This window comes from Nonomuraea sp. NPDC046570 (genome assembly GCF_040645915.1).
In the GTDB taxonomy this organism is placed as follows: Bacteria; Actinomycetota; Actinomycetes; order Streptosporangiales; family Streptosporangiaceae; genus Nonomuraea.
In genome coordinates, this window is sequence record NZ_JBEYZF010000012.1 from 250,303 (window position 1) to 256,577 (window position 6,275).

Annotated in this window: 6 protein-coding genes; 4 read left to right on the top strand and 2 right to left on the bottom strand. The window is 71.3% G+C overall.

All coding sequences use genetic code 11. The features are described 5' to 3' along the window. Positions 1-243 precede the first annotated feature (243 nt). Positions 244-999, top strand: a complete 756-nt coding sequence (locus tag ABZ911_RS21545) for a helix-turn-helix transcriptional regulator (protein ID WP_358058310.1) — start codon at positions 244-246, stop codon at positions 997-999. On the opposite strand, the gene ABZ911_RS21550 is transcribed toward ABZ911_RS21545, so the two are convergent. Next, positions 996-2,114: a globin domain-containing protein gene (locus ABZ911_RS21550; protein ID WP_358058313.1), complete on the bottom strand. Its 1,119-nt coding sequence runs from the start codon at positions 2,112-2,114 to the stop codon at positions 996-998. The genes ABZ911_RS21545 and ABZ911_RS21550 overlap by 4 nt on opposite strands. Before the next feature lie 461 nt (positions 2,115-2,575). Between ABZ911_RS21550 and ABZ911_RS21555 the strand changes: the two genes are divergently transcribed. The 3 genes from ABZ911_RS21555 to ABZ911_RS21565 are packed head-to-tail and all read left to right on the top strand — an operon-like array spanning position 2,576 to position 4,968. Then, positions 2,576-3,262 carry a gamma-glutamyl-gamma-aminobutyrate hydrolase family protein gene (locus ABZ911_RS21555; protein ID WP_358058316.1) on the top strand — a complete coding sequence of 229 codons (687 nt, stop codon included), beginning with the start codon at positions 2,576-2,578 and terminating at the stop codon, positions 3,260-3,262. 9 nt (positions 3,263-3,271) lie between these two features. Beyond that, a complete protein-coding gene (locus tag ABZ911_RS21560) occupies positions 3,272-4,186 on the top strand; it encodes an alpha/beta hydrolase (RefSeq protein WP_358058319.1) in 915 nt (304 codons plus the stop codon). Continuing rightward, the gene (locus ABZ911_RS21565) at positions 4,183-4,968 is read left to right on the top strand and encodes an enoyl-CoA hydratase/isomerase family protein (protein ID WP_358058322.1); all 786 of its coding nucleotides are present in this window, start codon (positions 4,183-4,185) and stop codon (positions 4,966-4,968) included. Before ABZ911_RS21560 ends, ABZ911_RS21565 begins: the two co-directional genes overlap by 4 nt. On the opposite strand, the gene ABZ911_RS21570 is transcribed toward ABZ911_RS21565, so the two are convergent. Continuing rightward, entirely contained in the window at positions 4,965-6,146 is a 1,182-nt protein-coding gene (locus ABZ911_RS21570; RefSeq protein WP_358058325.1) for an acyl-CoA dehydrogenase family protein, read from the bottom strand. The genes ABZ911_RS21565 and ABZ911_RS21570 overlap by 4 nt on opposite strands. Positions 6,147-6,275 lie beyond the last annotated feature (129 nt).

Below are 6,275 nucleotides of genomic sequence, written 5' to 3' on the forward strand. Positions count from 1 at the left end.
CGCTTCTGGGCCATCGTGTCACGCCACGGCGGCGGCCGTCCGGAGATGCGCGCCGCTCGGGCGGTTCAATATGCGAACACGTTAGCGAACGGAGATGGTTGGCGCAGCGTTATCGGGCGATTCCCGTGCGCGAGACGGCGGTAGCACCCCTTACCTGCCACGTAATCGTGAACATTCCCCGATGTGGCTAGCGTGGGCGTCATGGGAGCGCCCGCCGTACATGAGGAATCTTTTGGAGAGCTGTTGCGATCGTGGCGGCAGCGGCGCCGGGTCAGTCAGCTCGACCTGGCGATCGAGGCCGAGGTCTCGGCCCGGCACGTGAGCTTCCTGGAGACGGGACGGGCCAGGCCGAGCAGGGACATGGTGATGCGGCTGGCCGAGGAGCTGGAGGTGCCGCTGCGGCATCGCAACGGCATGCTGGTGGCGGCGGGGTTCGCGCCCGTCTTCCGGGAGCGCGAGGTGCGCGCGCCGGAGATGGAGGTGGTACGGCTCGCCCTGGAGAAGATCCTGGCCGCGCACGAGCCGTACCCGGCCGTGGTCGTGGACAGCGCCTGGAACCTGGTCGCGTCCAACGAGGCGGCCGCCGTCCTGCTCGAAGGGGTGCCCGCCGAGCTGCTGACGGAGCCGCTCAACATGCTCCGCCTGACCCTGCACCCCGAGGCGATGGGGGGCCGCCTGGCCAACCTGGCCGAGGTGCGGGCCCACCTGCTGCACCGCGTCCGCAGGCAGGCCGAGGCGTCCGGCGACCGGCAGCTCACCGAGTTGCACGACGAACTGGCCGCCTACGAGTACCCGGGTGTGGAGCTCAACGTCACGCACGTGCCCGGACCCGCCGACATCCTGCTGCCGATCAGGCTCAGGCGCGGCGGAGAGGTGCTGTCGATGTTCAGCACGATCGCCACGTTCGGCTCCCCGCTGGAGGTGACCGTCTCCGAGCTGGCCATCGAGACCCTGTGGCCGGCCGACGAGCGGACGGCCAGGGCGTTCGGTGCGGGCTAGGTCTCGCCGAGGGCGACGTCCCGGTGGATCCTGGCCGGCGGGACGCCGCTCAGCCGCAGCAGGCGGATGGTCTCGTTGACCATGGCGGGCGGCCCGCACACGTAGACGTCGTGCTCGGCCCATGAGTGGAAGCGCTGGGTCACCTCGGGCAGATGCCCGCGTATCCCCTCGAATCCCGGCTGGTCCGACACCACCGGCAGCACGCGCAGCCACGGGAAGGAGGACTCCAGCCTCACCAGGTCGGGCAGGTCGTAGAGCTCCCGGGCGGTGCGCGCGCCGTACAGCAGGTGGATGCCGGGCCGCCGGCCCGACGCGGCGACCTGCTCGATGATCGCCTTCAGCGGTGCGAGCCCGGTGCCGCCGGCCACGCACAGCAGGTCGCGCTCGCCGTGCTCGGGGGCGACCATCGTGCCCACGGGCGGCCCGAGCATGATCATGTCGCCGATGCGGGTGTGCCTGACCAGCGAGGTCGAGACCCACCCGCCCGGCACGCCGCGCACGTGCAGCCTGACGGTGTTGTCGGGGCGCGGCGCGTTGGCGATGGAGAAGGTCCGCCACACCCTCGGCCAGCGCGCGACCTGCACGCTGACGTACTGCCCCGCCAGGTACGGCAGGCGCTGGGCCGGCCGCAGCGTCAGCACGGCGATGTCCTCGGTACGGCGCTCGTGGTCGATCACCTCGGCCGGCCACCACGCGGGCGAGACCCCGGCGTCGGCCTCGGCCGCCTCCTTCATGAGGCCGGCGGCGGCGGCGTAGGCGGCGACCCAGGCGGCCTCGATCTCGGCGGTCCAGATGTCGGCGGCGAACCGTTTGACGGTGGCCAGCAGGGCGTTCCCCACCGCGGTGTAGTGGTCGGCGACCACGCCGTACTTGCGGTGGTCGCGGCCGAGCTGGCCCAGATAGGAGGCGAGGCTGTCCGGGCTGTCCAGGCTCCACACGACGCGGGTCAGCGCGCTGAACAGGCGGTCGCGCTGGACGTCCATGGACGGCGGGAACATGGCCCGCAGGTGCGGGCTCTCGGCGAACAGCCGGCCGTAGAAGTAGGCGGCGGCCTTCCCGGCCACCGGTTCGATGACGGCGAAACTCTCCTTGACCAGACGCGGATTCAACGGCATTAACTCTTACCCCACCCTATTGACCGGAAGGTTATTCCGGCCAGGTCGTTCCACCTCCCTGACGGCTCCGGGTAGCGAGCGGGGGACAGGCCCCGGCGTATCGGCCCGCTCGAATTCGAGTGTTACACCGCCCTCTGGGCGTCACAACCGTTTCCCCCGATAACGCGCCAATCAGAACTATCCGTAACTGGACTGTTATTCCCCGCACATACCCGTAGACGTTTTCTGGCTGAATAAAGCGAATAATCATCACATTTGCATTTACCTGCAAAAGTAGAGCAGGGTTCCAGACGCTGGTGCGGGTCCCAGGAGGCCCGGGGGGACGGACAGTGACGGCACTGATACCCAGGATGGGTGACATAACCGAAATGGTGTGCGCCATGATGGGGTCGCACCTGGAGTTGGGTTGGCCGCCGCCCGCGACAGGGTGGCGCAACCTCCTGCATGCCCCTGGAGACCGCATGTCACGACCTCTGATCGGTATCACCGCCTACTTCGAGGCCGCCCGCTGGGGCGACTGGGTGCGGGAGGCGGTCATCTCGCCGCCCTCCTACGCCACAGCGGTCGAACGCGCCGGCGGCGCCCCCGTCGTGCTGCCGCCGCTCAACCTGCACGCGGTCGACGACTACGTACGCGGCCTGGACGGGCTCGTGCTGGCCGGCGGCGTCGAGGTGGCCGCCACGGTCTACGGCGGCGAGCAGGACGAGCGCTCGCCCGAGCCGCAGCCGCTGCGCGACCGGTTCGAGCTGGCGCTGGCCAGGGCCGCCGTACGGGCCGACCTGCCGATCCTGGCCGTGGCCCGCGGCATGCACGTGCTGAACGTCGCCCAGGGCGGCACGCTCATCCCCTGGCTGCCCGAGGTGGTCGCCCACGACCGGCACGGCACGCCCGGCCAGCCGCACGTGATCCAGGTGAGCGTGTCGAGCAAGCTGGGCAAGGCGATCGGCGACTCGATCGAGGTGACCGCCCCGCACCGGCAGTCGGTCAAACGGCTCGGCACCGGCCTGCTGGCCGTGGCCTGGGCCGATGACCAGATCGTCGAAGGCGTCGAACTGCAGGGGCACAGGTTCGGCGTCGGCGTCCAGTGGCACCCCGAGCGCGGCGACGACAACCGCCTGATCGAGGCGCTTGTCGGGGCCGCCGGATAAGGTCCCCTCATGCGGTTGCACCCTCAGGCGGAGGCCTATCTGGAGCGGTATCCCTCCGACCTCAACACCGATCCGGCCCTCATCGACCAGGCCGTGATCGACGAGATGCGCGCCCACGACGGCCTGGCCGACCAGCGCGGGCCGCGCGTGGACCTGCCGTTCGTCCGCGACGTGCAGGCCGAGGGCGTGCCCGCCCGCGTCTACCGCGCCGACCCCGGCGACCACACCCTGCCCGTCGTCGTCTACTTCCACGGAGGCGGCTGGGTCTTCGGCAGCGTCAGGCGCAACGACGCCCTCGCCCGCGACCTGGCCGTCAGGACCGGCGCCGTGGTGGTCTCGGTCGACTACCGCCTCGCGCCCGAGCACCCCTTCCCCGCCGCCGCCGAGGACGCCTGGACCGTCGTCAGGGACATCTTCGCCCGCCCCGCCTTCTACCAGAGCAACGGCCGCGTCGCCCTGGTCGGCGACAGCGCTGGCGGCAATCTGGCCGCGGTGGCCGCCTGGCAGGCCCGCGACGCCGGCCTGACGCTCGCCCACCAGGTCCTCGTCTACCCGATCACCGACCTGGCCATGGACACCCCCAGCTACCGCGCCTACGGCAAGGGCTTCGGCCTGGACGCGGCGGAGATGGCCTGGTTCGCCCGGCAGTACGCCGCGGGCGCCGACCCGGCGGACCCGCGGCTGTCCCCGCTGCGCCTGCCCCGCCTCGCCGGCCTGGCGCCCGCCACCGTGCTGACCGCGGGCTTCGACGTGCTGCGCGACGAGGGCGAGGACTACGCCAGGCGCCTGGCCGAGGCGGGCGTCCCCGCCGTGGTGCGCCGCTTCGACGGCATGGTGCACGGCTTCGCCGGCCTGCCCGGCCTGTTCGACGACGCCCTCGAGGCCCGCCAGTACATCGCGACCAGGCTGCGGGCGAGCCTGTGAGCTACGACCGCTACACCAAGCTGAAGATCGACTGGGCCGCCGAGGGCGTCCTCAGGGTGACGCTCAGCGAGCCGCGCAGGCTCAACGCCGTCGACATGGACGGCCACCGCGAGCTGGCCGGAATCTGGCGCGACATCGACGCCGACGACGCCGTGCGGGCCGTCGTGGTCCGGGGCGAGGGGGAGGCGTTCTCGGCGGGCGGCGACCTGTCCATGATCGAGGAGATGATGCGCGACCACGCCACCAGGCTGCGCGTCTTCACCGAGGCCCGCGACCTCGTCTACAACGTGCTCAACTGCGCCAAGCCCGTCGTCTCGGCCATCCAGGGGCCCGCGGTGGGCGCCGGGCTGGCGGTGGCGCTGCTGGCCGACATCTCCGTGGCCGGGCGCAGCGCCCGCATCATCGACGGCCACACCCGCCTCGGCGTGGCCGCGGGCGACCACGCCGCCATCATCTGGCCGCTGCTGTGCGGCATGGCCAAGGCCAAGTACCACCTGCTGCTGTGCGAGCCCGTGAACGGCGAGCAGGCCGAGCGGATGGGACTGGTCAGCCTCTGCGTCGACGACGACCAGGTGCACGAACGCGCCCTGGACATCGCCGTACGGCTGGCCGCCGGCTCGGCCGAGGCCATCAGGCTGACCAAGTACTCGCTGAACAACTGGCTCAGGATGGCCGGACCGACCTTCGACGCCTCCCTGGCGATGGAGTTCCTCGGCTTCGACGGCCCCGACGTGGCCGAAGGCACCCGGGCCCTGCGCGAGAAGCGCCCCCCGTCGTTCTAGAAGCTGCGCGGCAGCCCCAGCACCTGCGTGGCCAGATAGTTGAGCAGCAACTCCTCCGTCACCGGCGCCACCCTCCCGATCCGCGCGTCGGCGAGCAGCCTGGCCACCGGGTACTCCAGCGAGTACGCCATCCCGCCGTGCGTCTGGAACGCCGCGTCGGCCGCCTCCCACGCCGCCTGCGAGGCGGTCAGCTTGGCGATGTTGGCCTCCGTACCGCACGGCAGCCCCTGGTCGAACGACCAGGCCGCCTTGTACAGCATCAGCCGGGCCAGCTCGATCTTCGCCTTCACCTGCGCCAGCGGGAACGCGATGGCCTGGTTGGCGCCGATCGGCCGCCCGAAGACCTCCCGCTCCCGGGCGTAGGCGACCGCCACCCGCAGCGCCACCTCCGCCCCGCCGAGCGCGCTGGCCGCCAGCAGGATCCGCTCCGGGTTGAGGATGTCCCACAGCACCGCCGCGCCCTGGTCGACCCGCCCGAGGACGGCGGTCGGCGGCAGGCGCAGGTCGTCGAGGAAGACCATGTTCGACGGCGTGGTGTTGGCGCCCATCTTGGGGATCGGCCGGAAGGACAGCTGCCCGGCCGCCACCGCCTCGGGCACGTTCACCAGGAACACCGTCAGGCCGTTGCTGCGCGGCCTCGCCTCGGCCGCCGGGATCGTCCTGGTCACCAGCAGCATCCAGGTGGCGCGCTGGACGCCGGTGATCCAGATCTTCTGGCCGTTGACCACGAAGTCGTCGCCGTCGCGCCTGGCCTGGGTGGAGATGGCCAGCGCGTTGGAGCCCGCGTCCGGTTCGGTGAGCGCGAAGCAGGTCTCGATCTCGCCGGTGGCCAGGCCGGGGAGCAGGGCGCGCCGCTGCTCCGCCGTACCGTGCCGGGTCAGGGTCATGGCGCCGAAGCCCGGGGTGAGCACGTAGGTGAAGGCCGAGCCGCCGGCGGAGCCGGACGCCGACAGCGTCTCGGTGGCGACCGCCAGCTCCAGCAGCCCCTGCCCGCCGCCGCCGTACTCCTCGGGTACGGCCAGGCCGAGCCAGCCGCCCTTGGCCAGCTCCGCCCACACCTCCTCGGGCCAGCGCTTCTCGCTCTCACAGCGCTGCCAGTAGGCCATGTCGTAGCGGGCGCAGATGTCACCCACGCCGCGCTGGACGGCCTGGGCGCTCGCGGGCAGGGTGAAGTCCACGGGCGCCATCGTAGAACGACGTTCTGGTCAAGATCTAGGTGACTGGTGTTTTTCTGACGATCTCGCGGTGACCTTTCTCCGTATGCCAGGGTGATCGATGTTGTTGGTCGCCGGGAGCGGGGAGAGGTT